General features: G+C 60.7%; 13 protein-coding genes. 8 read left to right on the forward strand and 5 right to left on the reverse strand.

What is annotated here, in order from left to right; all coding sequences use genetic code 11:
- Positions 1-2517, forward strand: coding sequence for a fimbria/pilus outer membrane usher protein (locus tag WH299_RS22455; protein ID WP_339551327.1), 2517 nt, complete (start codon positions 1-3; stop codon positions 2515-2517).
- Complete coding sequence (locus WH299_RS22460) at positions 2507-3037, forward strand: hypothetical protein (protein ID WP_178083515.1); 531 nt, start codon at positions 2507-2509, stop codon at positions 3035-3037. The genes WH299_RS22455 and WH299_RS22460 overlap by 11 nt, the downstream gene beginning before the upstream one ends.
- Here the strand turns inward: WH299_RS22460 and WH299_RS22465 are convergent.
- Genes WH299_RS22465 through WH299_RS22480 form a run of 4 tightly spaced genes read right to left on the reverse strand, consistent with a single transcriptional unit; the run spans position 3018 to position 5860 of the window.
- Entirely contained in the window at positions 3018-3755 is a 738-nt protein-coding gene (locus WH299_RS22465; protein ID WP_126569473.1) for an amino acid ABC transporter ATP-binding protein, read from the reverse strand. The genes WH299_RS22460 and WH299_RS22465 overlap by 20 nt on opposite strands.
- On the reverse strand, positions 3742-4392 hold the full coding sequence (locus tag WH299_RS22470; RefSeq protein WP_028618409.1) for an amino acid ABC transporter permease: 651 nt from the start codon (positions 4390-4392) through the stop codon (positions 3742-3744). The genes WH299_RS22465 and WH299_RS22470 overlap by 14 nt, the downstream gene beginning before the upstream one ends.
- On the reverse strand, positions 4389-5057 hold the full coding sequence (locus WH299_RS22475) for an amino acid ABC transporter permease (protein WP_339551329.1): 669 nt from the start codon (positions 5055-5057) through the stop codon (positions 4389-4391). The genes WH299_RS22470 and WH299_RS22475 overlap by 4 nt, the downstream gene beginning before the upstream one ends.
- 17 nt (positions 5058-5074) lie before the next feature.
- A complete protein-coding gene (locus tag WH299_RS22480) occupies positions 5075-5860 on the reverse strand; it encodes a transporter substrate-binding domain-containing protein (RefSeq protein WP_095013955.1) in 786 nt (261 codons plus the stop codon).
- 255 nt (positions 5861-6115) lie between these two features.
- On the opposite strand from WH299_RS22480, the gene WH299_RS22485 reads away from it, so the two are divergent.
- From WH299_RS22485 to WH299_RS22505, 5 genes are all read left to right on the forward strand, one after another.
- Positions 6116-6811 (forward strand): FadR/GntR family transcriptional regulator, encoded by a 696-nt coding sequence (locus tag WH299_RS22485; protein ID WP_028618406.1) that lies wholly within the window; start codon positions 6116-6118, stop codon positions 6809-6811.
- Between the two features lie 121 nt (positions 6812-6932).
- Positions 6933-7262, forward strand: a complete 330-nt coding sequence (trxA, locus tag WH299_RS22490) for a thioredoxin TrxA (RefSeq protein ID WP_015886460.1) — start codon at positions 6933-6935, stop codon at positions 7260-7262.
- Positions 7263-7496: 234 nt separating this feature from the next.
- Positions 7497-8756, forward strand: a complete 1260-nt coding sequence (rho, locus tag WH299_RS22495; protein WP_003176825.1) for a transcription termination factor Rho — start codon at positions 7497-7499, stop codon at positions 8754-8756.
- A gap of 158 nt (positions 8757-8914) precedes the next feature.
- Positions 8915-10381: a 4-hydroxy-3-polyprenylbenzoate decarboxylase gene (ubiD, locus tag WH299_RS22500; protein ID WP_339551331.1), complete on the forward strand. Its 1467-nt coding sequence runs from the start codon at positions 8915-8917 to the stop codon at positions 10379-10381.
- Positions 10381-11349 (forward strand): CDP-6-deoxy-delta-3,4-glucoseen reductase, encoded by a 969-nt coding sequence (locus WH299_RS22505; RefSeq protein ID WP_122729798.1) that lies wholly within the window; start codon positions 10381-10383, stop codon positions 11347-11349. The genes ubiD and WH299_RS22505 overlap by 1 nt, the downstream gene beginning before the upstream one ends.
- Positions 11350-11457: 108 nt before the next feature.
- Here WH299_RS22505 and WH299_RS22510 read toward each other — a convergent pair whose 3' ends face one another.
- Positions 11458-11940 carry a sn-glycerol-3-phosphate transporter gene (locus tag WH299_RS22510; protein WP_122729796.1) on the reverse strand — a complete coding sequence of 161 codons (483 nt, stop codon included), beginning with the start codon at positions 11938-11940 and terminating at the stop codon, positions 11458-11460.
- A gap of 327 nt (positions 11941-12267) precedes the next feature.
- Here WH299_RS22510 and WH299_RS22515 point away from each other — a divergent pair, with 327 nt between their 5' ends.
- Positions 12268-14655, forward strand: coding sequence for a TonB-dependent receptor plug domain-containing protein (locus WH299_RS22515; RefSeq protein ID WP_122729794.1), 2388 nt, complete (start codon positions 12268-12270; stop codon positions 14653-14655).
- The last annotated feature ends 20 nt before the right edge of the window (positions 14656-14675 follow it).

Raw genomic sequence — 14675 nt, forward strand, 5'->3', positions numbered from 1 at the left:
ATGAAAAAGATCAGGCATACCCGTCGTTCTGCCAATAGCGTGCCGAGCAATGTTTCCCAGCTTCGTTCCAGAATTCTGCTGGGGCTCGCGACGCTCTGGAGTCTGCCAGGCACCAGCGCAGCGGTTGGGCTGGGGCAGGGTTTTGACGTGGCCGCGTTGACCTCCCTCGGGATTGATCCGCAGGTGTCTGAATACTTTCGCAGCGCAGCGCGCTTTCGTGAAGGTGTCCATGTGGTCGGACTGCGAGTCAATGGCACTCCGTTGGGATTGGTTGACGCGCGTTTCGATTACCAGGGGCAGTTGTGCTTCACCCCCGCGTTGCTGGAAAAGGCCGGTCTGGTTACTCCGTCCAGGCTTCTGCGCGAGGGCATCACCTCTGACCAGGCCTGCCATGATTTCGTTGGGGAATACCCCGCGACCATGGTGCGGCTGCGCCCCAGCAGCGACGAAGTCACCCTGGTGGTGCCGACCCAGTCCCTGCGTGCGCCGGAGTGGGAGGGCGGGAGTTTTTCCGAGGGTGGCGCGGCCGCCATCTTCAACTACGACATATTGGGTTTCGATACCCACTCGCGCAGTGGGTCAAGTCGCTTCGTATCGGCCTATACCGAGGCGGGATTCAATCTGGGTAATTGGATTGTGCGTAGCCGCCAGTTTTATGTTTCCGACAATGGCGAGACGCGCACCGAACAGGTGAACGCCTATGCCCAGCGTGATATCGCGGCGTTGCAGTCGACGTTCCAGGTGGGGCAGATTTCCAGCAATAACCCGATTTTTGGCGGTGTACAACTCACAGGCTTACAGTTCTCTCCGGACGGCCAGCAGCGCAGCGGTGCGGGCGACAGCAACGTCGTGGTTGAAGGGCTGGCTCAAAGCCAGTCGCGGGTCGAGGTGCGTCAATCGGGTGCATTGATCCATTCCACCCTGGTACCGGAAGGTCCGTTCAGGCTGACCGGTTTGCCGTTGCTGAACAGCACCAGCGATCTCGACGTGAGCGTGATTGACGTGCGTGGGGCAAAGCGCAGTTTTGTGGTGCCCGCTGCGTCCTTTCGGGGTGGGGCTCCGATCGAGCCGGGATATTACTTTTCCCTCGGCAAGGTGCGTGAAACGTCCATCGACAACCAGGATTCACCAGTGGTCGCCATGGGCAGCGGCACCTGGGGGCTGGGTCAGCGCTCGTCGCTGGGCTTCGGTTTGCTGAGTACCGACGAGTACCAGTCGGCCGGCGGATCGCTGAGCAGTGTGTTTTTCCAGCAGATGACCGTGGGCGTGCGTCATAACCTGTCCCGTGATGCTCAAGATGAAGTGGGTGGCGCGCGTAGCACGCTATCTTTGGGAGCTCCTCTATTCGCCAATCTTGATATCAACCTGAGCGCTTCGGCACAGACTCGCGGCTACCGTGAGGTACTGGACGCCGGCCAGGCGTCGCGGGGGTACAACCTCGATGCGCGTTTCAAGCGCCAGTACACGGCAGGGTTGAACTGGGCGGACCCGTCCTTGGGCGGCTTCTCCTTCGGTTTTACCCGCAATTCGCAATTCGACGGGCAATCCAACGATCACCTCTTTGCCTCGTGGAACAACACGTTCAACGGCGTGGGTGTTGCACTGATTGCCGACGCCCAGGTAGGTGCGACCGAGCCTCGGCGCCTGGACCCGGCTCGGGGCAGCCGCCGCGACGATCGGCTGGATGAGGGCACGTCTGTCAGGCTGCAGGTCACGGTGCCCCTCGGGGCCGATCGGAGTATGAGCACTTACGTCAGTCGTCGAGGTGACCGGCTGGATGCTGGCACCGCCCTCAGCGAGCGGGTCAACGACTATGTGAACTACGAGGTCGGTGTTGATCGGGACATGAAAGAGCGCGAGCAAAGTGTGCGCGGTCGTGTGGACGTCTTACCGCTGTATACCCGCGTGAGCTTGGGTATCGACCGCGATCCGTCGAACACCAACTATTCCGGCCAACTGCAAGGCGGCATCGTAGCCCATGAGCGCGGGGTAACCTTCTCGCCGTATGCGGTGCAGGACACCTTTGGCATTGTTTCGGTGGGCGATATCGGGACGGCCAAGGTTTCGACGCCCCAAGGACCGGTATGGACCGATTTCAGCGGCCAGGCGGTGATCCCCGGGCTGCAGGCCTACAGCAACAACCATCTGCAGGTGCAGACCCAGTCGCTGCCCAAGCGCGTCGACTTGAAGAACGGCACCAAGGTGCTCGCTGCCGGTCGGGGTTCAGTCAATATTCTCCACTTTGATGTGGTGAAAGTCCGTCGTCTGTTGCTTGAAGCCCAGGACGAACAGGGCCGGCCACTGCCTCAAGGCGCCGCAGTGTTCGGTCAGGACAACACCTTTGTGACCAGTGTGGTGGGTGACGGCATGATTTTCCTCAGCAATATCGATGGTCCTCAAACTTTGAAGGTTTCCCTGCCGGATTCGCAATCCTGCCTGCTGCAAGTCGACCCGGAGCAAGAGCCTGACGATGACAAACTCTATGAAACCGCACCGGTGGTCTGCCATGTTCGCTAAGCGCAGGAGCCTGTGGCTGTTGTGGGTGGCCCTTGTGGCGACCCAGGTGCAGGCTGAAAACTGCCGAATGACCCTGAGTGAGCCCCGTGTCGACTATGGTGTGATTCGCCCAGCGCAAGCTTCCTCCAGCAGGGCGCTAATGACGCTGGACACACCGCGCACGCTGCACTTGAGCGTGCTTTGCACGGACCCTTCGGCGATGTCGCTGCGTTTCAACGGTGCAGCCGCCGATGCCCAGGGCTTCCAGTTTGGTCAACAGGGACGTTTTACCTTGAACCTGAAGCAGGCTCAGGTCGACGGCAGGCCGGTATCGTGGCGGTCCGATGACACCTCCAGCGGACAGCTGCTACCGGGTCGTATGTTGTATGCAAGCGTAGGCGGTACGCCGGTGACGGGCCGTCGGCTGACAGCCCAAGTGGAGGTCGCGGTTCAACTGCCGGCCAATGCCCTCGCGGTGTCTCGGGAGACGCTGCTGGAAGGCCATGGCCAATTCGAACTGGTCAGCCCGGCTGTTCCGTAGAACCGATGAAATTGGCCAGCTCGGCGGTTTGCGGGCTAGCGAACAACACTTTGGGGTCGCCCACCTCATGCACCTTGCCCAGGTGCATGAACACCAGCTTGTCGCCGACTTCACGGGCGAAGCGCATTTCGTGGGTCACCATGATCAGGGTCATGCCGTCCTTGGCCAGTTGGCGCACCACGCTGAGCACTTCATTGACCAGTTCCGGGTCGAGGGCCGAGGTGATTTCGTCGCACAGCAGCACCTTGGGTGACATGGCCAGGGCGCGGGCGATCGCCACGCGTTGTTGCTGTCCACCGGACAGGCGATCGGGGAAGGCGTCGAACTTTTCGCCCAGCCCGACGCGCTCCAGCATTTGCCTGGCCAACTGGGCCGCCTTGGCCTTAGGCACTTTCTGCACCACTTGCGGCGCGAGCATGACGTTTTCGCCGACGGTCAGGTGCGGGAACAGGTTGAATTGCTGGAACACCATGCCGACTTTCTGCCGCAGGCTGCGCAGGTCGGCGCGGGCGGCGTCGAGGTATTCGCCATCGACTTCGATCACGCCGTCGTTGATCGACTCCAGGCCGTTGAGGGTACGCAGCAAAGTGGATTTGCCCGAACCGCTACGGCCGATGATCGCGACCACCTGGCCTTCTTCAACGGTCAGGTCGATGCCTTTGAGTACATGGTGATCGCCGTAATACTTATGCAGGGCGGAAATTCTAAGCAGAGGCATGCAGTCTCCTTTCCAGGTAGCGCGCACTGAGGGACAAGGGGTAGCAGAGCAAAAAGTAACCAAGGGCCACCAGGCCGTAGACCATGAAGGGCTCAAAGGTCGCGTTGGCGAGCATGCCGCCGGTCTTGGTCAGTTCGGTAAAGCCGATGATCGAGGTCACGGCGGTGCCTTTGACCACCTGCACCGAAAACCCCACGGTGGGCGCGACGGCAATCCGCAGCGCTTGGGGCAGGATCACGTAGCGCAGTTGCTCAAGCGGGTTAAGTGCAAGGCTGGCCGAAGCTTCCCATTGCCCGTGGGCGATGGAGTCGACGCAGCCCCGCCAGATTTCGGCGAGGTAGGCGCTGGTGAACAACGTCAGGGCAATTGCCGCCGCCAGCCAGGGCGAGATATCCACGCCGAGCAGGGCGATGCCGAAAAACACCAGGAACAGCTGCATCAACAGCGGCGTACCCTGGAACAGTTCGATATAGGTGCGCGCAAGGTTGCGCGGGAACGCGTTGCGGCTGATGCGCATCGTCATCACCAGCAAACCGATCACCCCGCCACCGACAAACGCCACCAATGACAGCAGCAAGGTCCACTGCAGGCCTGTAGCCAGGTTGCGCACGATGTCCCAGAACGAAAAATCACTCATCGGCTGTTCCTCATCACGAAGCGGCGGCCGATCCAGTTGAGCAACTGGCGAATCATCAGCGCCATGCACAGATACACCAGGGTGGTCAGGGCATAGGTTTCAAAGGCGCGGAAGTTGCGCGACTGGATGAAGTTGGCGGCAAAACTGAGTTCTTCCGTGGCGATCTGCGAGCACACCGCCGAACCGAGCATCACGATGATGATCTGGCTGCTCAGGGCCGGCCACACCTTGCCCAGCGCCGGCAGCAGCACTACGTGGCGGAAGGCTTCGAAGCGTGTCATCGCCAATGCGGCGGCGGCTTCCAGCTGCCCGCGCGGTATCGCTTGAATGCCGGCGCGGATGATTTCTGTGGAGTAGGCGCCCAGGTTGATCACCATCGCCAGCACGGCAGCTTGCCACTCGGTGATCTTCAGCCCCAGGGACGGCAGGCCGAAGAAGATGAAGAACAGTTGCACCAGGAACGGCGTGTTGCGGATCAACTCGACATACACACCGAAGATCCACGCAAACGGCTGGATCTTCCACGCCCGCATCACGGCGCCGACGGTGCCCAGGGCCACGCCGAGGATAGCGCCGATGGCCGTCAGCTCCAGGGTGAACAGCGCGCCGCGCAACAGCAGGTCGGTATTGGCCAGCACCGGCACGAAGTCAAATTGATACGCCATGAGTCAGCTCCGTCGTTTCAGAGATCGGCGGGCAGTGGCTCTTTCAGCCATTGCAGTGCGTTCTTTTCCAGGCTGCCATCGGCCTTGGCCGCGACCAGGATCTGATTGACCTTCTCCAGCAGCGCCGGCTCGTTCTTGTTCACGCCCACGTACACCGGCGAATCCTTGAGCTTCACTTTCAGCGCGGGCACGCGTTTCGGGTTGCGTTCGCTGATCGCCACCATCACCACGTTACCGCTGGCGATCAGGTCGACCTGGCCGGCCAAGTAGGCGGCGATGGTCGAGTTGTTGTCTTCGAAACGCTTGATCGTGGCTTCCTTGGGCGCGACGGCGGTCAGCTCGATATCTTCAATGGCGCCACGGGTCACGCTGATGGTCTTGCCCTTGAGGTCGTCGGTGCTGCTGATGGCCGCTTCAGGCGGGCCGAACACGGCCAGGTAGAACGGTGCATAGGCCTTGGAGAAGTCGATGACCTTTTCCCGCTCGGCGTTCTTGCCCAGGCTGGAGATCACCAGGTCGACCTTGCCGGTGGTGAGGAAGGGAATGCGGTTGGTGCTGTTGACTGGGGTGAGTTCCAGCTTGACCTTGAGCTGGTCGGCCAGCAGCTTGGCGGTGTCGATGTCCAGGCCGCGGGGCTTCATGTCGGGTCCGACCGAGCCGAACGGCGGGAAGTCCTGAGGCACGGCGACCTTGAGGGTGCCACGGGCGACGATGTCGTCCAGACCGTTGGCCTGGGCGGGTGCCTGGCTCAGCATCAGGCTGGCAAACAGGGCAGTAAGCAGGGCGCTGTAGCGCTTGGTCATGGCAACTCTCCGAGAAGGGCGAAGGAATTTTCTGGATTTGCTCAGTGCACAGCCCATGCCATCACGCTCAATAACGCCTGAAAGCCAGGCACCCATTGCGTTTTGGTGGTCGGACTGGTCTGAACAGTTCGCGGACTTTTCGCACCCTTTTCGAGCGCCGACAAAACCCCGCGAGCCCCTTTGGGGCGTGGCTTGCCGCCGGCTGCGAATAGCTTTACAACTAGCCGCTCAGTTGACTGGAACCTTGAGTTTTCTATGAATTCCATCGCCCAAGCCGTACCGGAAGCGGCCCTGCAGGCCATACGCAAACTGATCAAGGAGCAAGGCTTCGGGCCGGGCGATGCACTGCCGTCCCAACGCGACCTAGCGGTGCAGTTGGGCGTGAGCCGGGCGTCGTTGCGCGAGGCGTTGTCGTCCCTCAGCGCGCTGGGTGTGGTCAGCGTGCAGCCCGGCAAGGGCGTGTTCGTGCAGGCCGCGGAGGAATCGCCAGGGTTTGCCTGGCCCTTTGCGGCCCAGGCCACGCCGCTGGATATCTTCCAGTTGCGCTATGCGCTGGAAGGGTTCGCGGCGGGATTGGCGGCGGTGACGCTGACCCTTGATGAGCTGGACAGCCTGGAAGATAACGTCGAGGCCATGCGCAAGGTACTCAAGACTGGCGACTTCGAGGCGGCCGCCCGACTGGACTTCGAATTCCACCAGCGCATCCTGCTGGCCAGCGGTAATCAGGCCATGGTGAGCATCCTGAGTGCCAGCGCCGAGGTGTTCCTGGAGAGTCAGAAGCTACCGTTCATCCGGCCGGAGCGGGCCATGGAAACCTGGCAGGAACACCGCCGGATCCTGCGCGCCCTGGCCCGGCGCGCCAGTGCGGCGGCGCAGAAAACCATGCAGGAACACGTGCGCAATGCGGCGCTGCGTACAGGTATTGCCTTCGTGATTCCCGTCACGCCCTGAGTTGGGCTATACCCAAACTCATGCATCACCATAGCAAGACTCAATCAGAGGCGGCTTCCTGAACGGTGGAAGGGCGGCTATGATGGGCCACGTTTTTTTTGCTTACAATCCGGAGACATCCATGAGCAACGATCTTATCAAGCACGTCACCGACGCGACCTTTGAGGCCGAAGTACTCAAGGCTGCTGGCCCGGTGCTGGTTGACTACTGGGCTGAATGGTGTGGCCCTTGCAAAATGATCGCTCCAGTCCTGGACGACATTGCGACCACCTACGAAGGCAAGCTGACCATTGCCAAGCTCAACATCGACGACAACCAGGAAACCCCGGCCAAGCACGGCGTGCGTGGTATCCCGACCCTGATGCTGTTCAAGAACGGCAACGTCGAAGCGACCAAAGTAGGCGCGCTGTCGAAGTCTCAGCTGCAAGCTTTCCTCGACGCGAACATCTAAGCGTCGTCAAAAAAGCCCCGCAAATAGCGGGGCTTTTTCGTGAAACAGGGCTAGACGCTCCGAAACTCAGGTGGTACATTCGGCCCCGCACTGGTTTCTCCACTGCCCCCTGCATGCCGTCGCCGACGCACTCCTTTTCGATTAGTACGCGATCCTGTCGCCTTCTCCGCGGCGCGGCCTCATTAAGCCAAAAGCTTAATTTCCCCCCTCCATAAATGATTACGTCATTCCTATATGAATCTGACTGAACTCAAGCAAAAGCCGATTACCGACCTGCTCCAGCTGGCCGAAGAAATGGGCATAGAAAATATGGCCCGTTCGCGCAAGCAGGACGTGATTTTCTCCCTGCTGAAAAAGCACGCGAAAAGCGGCGAGGAAATCTCCGGTGATGGCGTGCTGGAGATTCTCCAGGACGGCTTCGGCTTCCTCCGCTCTGCTGACGCCTCCTATCTTGCCGGCCCAGACGATATCTACGTCTCGCCGAGCCAGATCCGTCGCTTCAACTTGCGCACCGGTGACACCATCGTTGGCAAGATCCGACCTCCGAAGGAAGGCGAGCGTTATTTCGCCCTGCTCAAGGTCGACACGATCAACTTCGATCGTCCCGAGAACGCGAAAAACAAGATTCTCTTCGAGAACCTGACGCCGCTGTTCCCGACCGTGCGCATGAAGATGGAAGCCGGCAACGGTTCCACCGAAGACCTGACCGGTCGTGTGATCGACCTGTGCGCCCCGATCGGCAAGGGCCAGCGTGGCCTGATCGTCGCACCGCCGAAAGCCGGTAAGACCATCATGCTGCAGAACATTGCAGCGAACATCGCGCGTAACAATCCTGAAGTTCACCTGATCGTGCTGTTGATCGATGAGCGTCCGGAAGAAGTGACCGAAATGCAGCGCACCGTGCGCGGCGAAGTGGTTGCCTCCACGTTCGATGAGCCGCCAACCCGCCACGTGCAGGTTGCCGAAATGGTGATCGAGAAGGCCAAGCGCCTGGTCGAACACAAGAAAGACGTGGTGATCCTGCTCGACTCCATCACCCGTCTGGCCCGTGCCTACAACACCGTGATCCCGAGCTCCGGCAAGGTATTGACCGGTGGTGTCGATGCCCACGCCCTGGAGAAGCCGAAGCGTTTCTTCGGCGCCGCGCGGAACATCGAAGAAGGCGGCTCGCTGACCATTATCGCCACCGCACTGGTTGAAACCGGTTCGAAGATGGACGAAGTGATCTACGAAGAGTTCAAGGGTACCGGTAACATGGAACTGCCCCTGGACCGTCGCATCGCGGAAAAACGCGTGTTCCCGGCGATCAACATCAACCGTTCCGGCACTCGCCGCGAAGAGTTGCTGACCGCCGACGACGAACTGCAGCGCATGTGGATTCTGCGCAAGCTGCTGCACCCGATGGACGAAGTGGCAGCCATCGAGTTCCTGATCGACAAGCTGAAAACCACCAAGACCAACGACGAGTTCTTCCTGTCGATGAAACGTAAGTAATACGACGTTTCAGGTCCGAAAGAATGGCGCCCCCAGGGGCGCCATTTTTTTGCCTGAAATCTTTAACCACCGCTGGTGGGCAATTGCGCCGTCGATAGGGCTGCCAGCCGCCCTCAGAGCAGGTACGATGTACGCCTATTTTACGGGTGGCATGGTTAATGAAATTCAAGGATCTTCGGGATTTCGTGCAGCAACTTGAGCAGCGCGGAGAGTTGAAACGTATTCAGGTGCCGGTTTCCCCGGTCCTGGAAATGACTGAGATTTGCGACCGCACCCTGCGTAACAAGGGCCCGGCGCTGCTGTTCGAGAACCCGACCGGCTTTGATATCCCGGTGCTCGGCAACCTGTTCGGTACCCCCGAGCGCGTGGCCTTTGGCATGGGCGCCGAGTCGGTCAGCGAGCTGCGCGAGATCGGCAAGCTGCTGGCCTTCCTCAAGGAGCCCGAGCCGCCCAAGGGGCTCAAGGACGCCTGGTCGAAGCTGCCTATCTTCCGCAAGATCATTGCCATGGCCCCCAAAGTGGTCAAGGACGCGGTGTGCCAGGAAGTGGTCATCGAAGGCGACGATGTCGACCTGGCCATGCTCCCGGTGCAAACCTGCTGGCCCGGCGATGTCGGCCCGCTGATCACCTGGGGCCTGACCGTCACCAAGGGCCCGAACAAGGACCGCCAGAACCTCGGTATCTACCGCCAGCAAGTGATCGGCCGCAATAAGGTGATCATGCGTTGGCTGAGCCACCGTGGCGGCGCGCTGGACTTCCGCGAATGGTGCGAAAAACACCCCGGTAAGCCGTTCCCGGTCTCCGTGGCCCTGGGCGCCGACCCGGCCACCATCCTCGGCGCCGTGACCCCGGTGCCCGACAGCCTGTCCGAATACGCTTTCGCCGGCCTGCTGCGGGGTAACCGCACCGAGTTGGTGAAGTGCCGTGGCAACGACCTGCAAGTGCCGGCTACTGCCGAAATCATCCTCGAAGGTGTGATTCATCCGGGCGAAATGGCCGATGAAGGCCCTTACGGCGACCACACCGGCTACTACAACGAAGTCGACAGCTTCCCGGTGTTCACCGTCGAGCGCATCACCCACCGGATCAAACCGATTTATCACAGTACCTACACCGGCCGTCCGCCGGATGAGCCGGCGATTCTGGGCGTGGCACTCAACGAAGTATTCGTGCCGATCCTGCAAAAGCAATTCCCGGAGATCACCGACTTCTACCTGCCGCCGGAAGGCTGCTCGTACCGCATGGCCATCGTGACCATGAAGAAGTCGTACCCAGGCCATGCCAAGCGGGTAATGCTCGGTGTGTGGTCGTTTTTGCGACAGTTCATGTATACCAAGTTCGTTATTGTCACCGACGACGACATCAATGCCCGCGACTGGAACGACGTGATCTGGGCCATCACCACGCGCATGGACCCCAAGCGCGACACGGTGATGATCGACAACACGCCGATCGACTACCTCGACTTCGCCTCTCCGGTGTCGGGTCTGGGTTCGAAGATGGGCCTGGACGCCACCCACAAGTGGCCGGGTGAAACCACCCGCGAATGGGGTCGGGTGATCGTCAAGGATGAAGCTGTCACCACCCGTGTCGATGCGATATGGAAAGAATTGGGAATAGATTGATGCGTGTAACCCTGCAACCTTCCGGCGCCGTGCTGGAGCTGGTCCCCGGCGAGCGAATCCTCGAAGGCGCGCGCCGTCTGGGGTACGAATGCCCTCAGGCCTGTCGCAACGGCGTGTGCCACGTGTGTGCCGCGCTGCTGGTGGAAGGTCGGGTGCAGCAGGCCGGTGAAGTGCGTGATCACGGTGAGTTCTACACCTGCATTGCCGAGCCACTGGAAGATTGCATTGTGTTGTGGGATGGCGTGCTGGCGCCGGGAGAGTTGCCGTTGCGCAAGTTGTCGTGCCAATTGAGTGAATGCGTCGAGGTGGGTGGCGATGTATGGCGGGTGCGCCTGCGTGCACCGGCCGGCAAGGCGGTGCGTTACCACGCCGGGCAATACCTGATGATCGAACGCGAGAACGGCGAGAAGTCCGCGTTCTCCCTGGCCTCGGCCCCCCACGCCGGGCGCGAGCTGGAGCTGCATGTGCTGGCCCGCGAGGACAGCGCGCGCACGTTGCTGGAGCAGTTGCAACGCAACCAGATGGCCCGCATCGAGCTGCCATTTGGCGACACCCACCTGGCCGAGCTGCCGGATGGGCCGCTGGTGTTGATCGCTGCTGGCACCGGCATGGCGCAGATGCACAGCCTGATCGAACATTGCCGCGCGTCCGGCTTCAAGCACCCGGTGCACCTGTACTGGGGCGTGCGTCGCCCGGAAGATTTCTACCAGATCGAACACTGGGACCAGTGGCTGCAACTGCCCAACCTGTTCCTGCACAAAGTCGTCAGTGACCTGTGCGGCTGGGAGGGGCGTTGCGGGCTGTTGCATGAAGCCGTGTGCGAAGACATCACCGACCTCAAGTCGGTACACGTCTACGCCAGCGGTTCACCGGCCATGATCTACGGCACGTTGGACGCATTGGTCGAGGCTGGTATGGATGCGCACCAGATGCGTGCCGATGTGTTTGCCTACGCGCCACGTCCCTAAAGACGAGACCCCTTTGTAGGAGCCGGCTTGCCGGCGATTGCGTCCTGATGAGTTGCGCAGTGCTCACTGGCCTCATCGCCGGCAAGCCGGCTCCTACAGGAGACAGTTTTAGAATCGTACGCCGGTCGTGACCATCGCCGCATTGAACCCCAGCAACACCAATTCCGCCGCCACTGGCCCGTAATGCGCGCCCACCGACGGAATGATCACCGGCGCCACGCCGAAACGGTTCAACGGGATCTTGTCGCGGTACTTGCCGCGATAACCCTGGATCGCCCCGCCCGTCAGCTTCAAATACACCGGATAGTCGGCCATGTCGTAGCGTTTTCCCACATACGCATAGTACGAGCGCTGCCGGAACGAGTTGCGGAACGTCGCCCCGCCATACACAAAACCTGAGGCTTCATTGCGCTCCAGGCCAATCAAGTCCTGGTTATTGTTGTGCTCGGGGTCGGGCGCAAAATGCCGGGTGTAGACGCTGGTTTGCGCGTACCAGAAGCCTTTGTCGTCTTCGGTGACCGGCGCTTCGCCTGCCAACGCGGTGGTGGCCTGGGCCAGGAACAGCAGGCCAGGCAATCGGAATTTTTTCATGGGTGCGACCTCGATAGTCGATGTGATGGGCGGCTAGGTGGGTCGTGATCTGTGCGCCATTTTGACGGCTAGGCGTGTTCCCAGGCTGAACCGGGGCTGAAAGTAGCGGGATTGGCCGATGCAATCCTGACGAATGGGCCGTTTTGCTTATGCATTCGCTTATGCTTTAAAGGTATTTAATTTGTTACATAAATATCCTTAAGCTATATCGCAACGGACTACCGACTCAATCACAACCACCAATAACTGACCGCCACCGCCCGCCAGCCGGATCGATCGTATGAACTCAGGACACGACGTTCTGGTTTTTGATTCAAGGGGAGCGGTATGGGGAGCTACAAGCAACACGCGCTGTACTCGGCGATTTTGTCGGCCAATTTGCTGACCGCCGTGAGTTTCAATCCAGTCTTCGCGGCCGAAACGCCCGCCACCGACGCACCCAAGCTCGACACCGTGATCGTTACCGGCACCCGCGCCCAAGAGCGCACGGCGAGTGCGTCGCTGTCGCCGATCGATGTGATTTCCGGCGACACCCTGCGCAGCACCGGCTCCGATGAGCTGGGGGCGGTGTTGGCGCGGCTGATTCCGTCGATCAACTTCCCACGCCCAAGCCTGGTGGACGGCGCCGAACTGGTGCGCCCTGCGCAGTTGCGTGGGTTGTCGCCGGATCAGGTGCTGGTGTTGGTCAATGGCAAGCGCCGCCATACCAGCGCCTTCGTCAACCTCGGCGGGGCGGTGGGCCGTGGCTCGGCCCCGGCGGACTTGAATGCGATCCCGCTGTCGGCAGTCGACCATATCGAAGTGTTGCGCGATGGTGCGTCCGCGCGTTATGGCTCCGATGCGATTGCCGGGGTGATCAACGTGATCCTCAAACACGCCGACCATGGTGGTTCGATCTCCTCCAAGTTCGGCGAGTACAAGAAGGGCGACGGCATCCAGCGCAACCTCAGTGGCAATACCGGCGTGGCACTGGGTGACAACGGCTTTATCAACCTCTCGGCCGAAGGCGCCGACAACGACTACACCAACCGTGCCGGCAAGGATTTGCGCCCAGCCAGCGTAGGCTCCACGACCTACGGCCAGCAGGTGTTTCGCCAGGGCGAACCGGCCACCAATGAAGGCAAGTTCCAGTTCAACTCGGAATATTCCTTCAACGATGCGGCCGAGTTCTACACCTTCGGCGGCTACAGCAAGCGTCGCGGCGAGACGGCGGCGTTCTACCGGGCGAGCAATGCCTCCAACAATATTCCGGCGCTTAATCCCAACGGCTACCTGCCGCTGATCAAGGGCAACCTGGAAGACACCTCGCTGGTGGTGGGCCTGCGTGGGTTGCTGGCCTACGACTGGCATTACGACCTGTCGGCCAACTACGGCAAGAACCAGTACGAGCTGAGCACCGACACCATCAACACGTCACTGGGCCTGGCCACGCCGCGCAAGTTCGACAACGGCACCCTGAGCAACGACCAGAAACAAGTCAGCCTGGACCTGTCCCGTGAATTCGACGTGGGCTTCCTGCCGTACCCGGTCTCCGTGGCTTTTGGCGGGGAATACCTGCGCCAGGGCTATGAGATTGAAGCAGGTGAGCCGGCGTCCTACTACCAGACCGGCAGTTCGGGCCTCGGTGGTTTCCGCGATGCCGACGCCGGCAGCAGTTCACGTCACAATTGGGCGCAGTATCTGGACCTGGAAACCAACTTCACCGAAAAACTCAGCGCTTCGGCTGCCGTACGGCATGAGGATTACAGTGACTTCGGTTCCAATGTCAGCGGCTCGCTGTCGGCCCGCTACGACTTCACCCCGCAGGTGGCCTTGCGCGGTAGTATTTCCAACGGTTTCCGCGCGCCGTCCCTGGCTCAGCAGAACTTCGCGTTTACGTCGTCGCAGTTGATCGGCAGCGACATCCGCGAGGCCGGTACTTTCCCAGCCTCCAGCCAGGTCGCACGCCTGCTGGGCGCAGAGGACCTGAAGGCCGAGAAGTCGCGTAACTACAGCCTTGGTCTGGTCCTGGAGCCCGCCGACGACCTGACCGTAACGGTGGACGTGTACCGCATCGACATTCGTGATCGCATCAGCCTGTCGTCCAACCTCAACCTGGACCCGGCAACCCAGGCTTATCTGCGCGCCAATGGCGTGGGCAACATCAACTACACCACTGCCCGCTACTTTACCAACGCCACCGATACCAGCACTGACGGCGTCGACCTGGTGGCCAACTACCGTTACCAGTTCGATAACGGCATCCGCTGGAACAGCACCGTGGGCTACAACTACAACCACACCAAGGTCACGGACGTGAAGCCCAACCCGGCCATCCTCGACAGCCTGGGCGCCAATCTGGTGCGCGTGGACCGTCGCGAGAAGAGCGGTTTGCTGGGCGATACCACGCCTGAACACAAGCTGAGCCTGGGTAACGACTTCACCTTCGGCAATTGGGCGCTGCACAGCAACCTGGTGCGCTATGGTGAATTCACCAGCTACCAGGCCGACAAGGCCAACGACCAGACCTTCAAGGCGGCCTGGGTGTTGGATTTGTCGGCGGACTACAAGTTGAAGAACTGGACCTTCACCCTCGGCGGCGACAACGTCACCGATAAATACCCGGAAAAGGTCAATGCCTTCGCCAGCAGTGGTGGCAATTTGGCCTATAGCACTTTTTCGCCGTACGGTTACAGCGGCGCGTTCTATTACGGTAAAGTTGCCTATAACTGGTAATACACAGGAGACCTAAGCGA

Source organism: Pseudomonas sp. MYb541, from assembly GCF_037479595.1.
GTDB lineage: Bacteria > Pseudomonadota > Gammaproteobacteria > Pseudomonadales > Pseudomonadaceae > Aquipseudomonas > Aquipseudomonas canadensis.